The organism is Pontibacter sp. BAB1700 (assembly GCF_000277005.1).
Classification (GTDB): domain Bacteria; phylum Bacteroidota; class Bacteroidia; order Cytophagales; family Hymenobacteraceae; genus Pontibacter; species Pontibacter lucknowensis.
Window position 1 is genome coordinate 1 of record NZ_AKIS01000239.1, and the last position, 1909, is coordinate 1909.

At 47.6% G+C, this 1909-nt stretch carries 2 protein-coding genes; both read right to left on the bottom strand.

From position 1 onward, the window contains the following. Window positions 1–35: 35 nt before the first annotated feature. Window positions 36–1409 (bottom strand): ABC transporter substrate-binding protein, encoded by a 1374-nt coding sequence (locus tag O71_RS20785; RefSeq protein ID WP_192811721.1) that lies wholly within the window; start codon window positions 1407–1409, stop codon window positions 36–38. 228 nt (window positions 1410–1637) lie between these two features. Beyond that, complete coding sequence (locus tag O71_RS24165) at window positions 1638–1811, bottom strand: hypothetical protein (protein ID WP_155801052.1); 174 nt, start codon at window positions 1809–1811, stop codon at window positions 1638–1640. Between the last annotated feature and the right edge of the window lie 98 nt (window positions 1812–1909).

Consider the following 1909-nt stretch of genomic DNA (forward strand, 5'->3'; position numbering starts at 1 on the left):
TTTGTCAGTCTCGCTTTCAGTTTCATTGATCTGGTTCAGCAGCTGATCGCTCTCAGGCGTGCCAAAGCCGGTGGTGTTGAACCCGCCCGGGCCGGCAAAGCTTGTGTGGAAAAGGGCTTGAAATTGAATACGAAAGGATTGCCTGAAATCCCTCTGAAATGCATGTCATAGTCCAGTTGCTCTATCTTCTGGTTGTAAACATTTCCCTCCAGTGGCTGCAAACTGACAGGTATACCTGCTTTGGCTGCGTGTTGCTGAAAGACAAGTGCCATTTGCTCGTACATGGTGTTGCCGGCTCTGTAGAGCAGCTCAATACGCAAATCTTCCCGCTGGCCATTCAGATTTCTGTACCAGCCATTTTGCTCCTGAATCCAGCCAGCAGCTTTTAGTAGCGTAACTGCCTGCTCAGGGCTGTACGGGCGTGGCTGTAGCTGTGGATGGTAAAAGTCTTTGCGGTCAGGAGGTATAGGACCTACTGTCGGCGTAGCGTAGGACTGCTGGCTAACCCGAATCATGCCGTTCACATCCATCAGGTGTGCAATGGCCTGCCGGGTTCGTTTGTCGCGGAACCTGGCCTTGCGCGTGTTAATCGCAGCATAGATCAGGTCATAGCCTTGCGGGGTATGCAGCTCATAGTTTTTCAGGAAGTTGCCATCCTGCTGTAGCTGTTCAAATTCATTGACAGGGATATTGTCCAGCACATCGAGTTGCGCATTTTTGAGCGCCAGCAGGGCCGTGGTATTGTCAGGTATAATCTGAAAATTAATCTGCTCAGGATTGGCGTTGAGGTAACTGGCGGCATGGCCTGTGTTCTTTCCCCACCAATTGTCTTTGCGTTTCAGCACAACGTGCTGCCCTGTAGCCCACTCAGCAAGTCTATAGCCGGCACTTCCCTGTAATATGTCTTTACTATCTGGTGAGCCCAGCTTGTTGCATCGCGCCGCCACAGCCCGTGTATGAGCTGTGTTATACTGGGTGCTGTCAGCCTGTGACAATGCAGTGAAAGGTATAGCTGAAAGACTGCCCTGGGGATCAAGTAGATAAGCTGGCAAAATGAAGAAGTCACCGGTCAGGAGTTGCATTTCAGGTGTAAAACCCTGGCAGACCAGTGTGAATTTTTTGGGATCGGAAGCGTCTAATTGGATGTCTTGTATAAACTCAACCTGTGAGCGAATACTCTCATTCCGTATAAAAGGAGCTTTCAGCACCTTCAGGGTGAAGGCCACATCCTGCGCTGTAACGGGGCTTCCGTCAGACCATTCGGCCTCGGGACGCAGCTGGTAATGGAAAAAAGTAAGCGAGTCTTTGCGCTCCACTTCCGGAAAAGCGGAGGCAAGACCCGGCTTCAGTGTGTTGTCTTCAAGATCTACAGTCAGCAGGCTTTGGTAAAGCAGATTGATTATCTGCAAGGCCTCCTGTGAGTTGTAGTTAATAGGGGTTATGTTTCCTGGATCTATAGCCAGGCGCAGACGCACTTCATCAGGCTGCCGTGCTGGCTGACCGCAAAAATTTAGTAGTAATAATAAGCTTAGTAGGAATGCTTGAGTTTTCCTCATTTTATCTTGACTCCCTTTAGCTAAAACCGGGTAGAGGCAAGATAGGGAAAATACAGCAATTCCCAAGTGCTGCAGTATTTACTATTTCTCAATATTAGTCCAAGTTCCTGAGCCGCCCATTGCCTTCATGGCGTCGTCAGTTTTATTTGTATTAGTTGTTGTAGTTGTGTTTGTAGTAGTTGTTGTTTCCTTAGTAGTTTCAGTAGGAGTGCCCAACAACAGGTTCAGAATGATAGTGATGATGATAGTTGCCATGATTTTAAGGGTTAAATCGGTTTATAGTGTAACAAAGAACAACACTGATGAAGACATAATAAAAGAAAGTTTTTAGACAAAGGTAACTATCAATATAA

Excerpts from the sequence above, each read along its gene's own strand:
- O71_RS24165 (WP_155801052.1), bottom strand. The coding sequence starts at position 1,811 with ATGGCAACTATCATCATCACTATCATTCTGAACCTGTTGTTGGGCACT.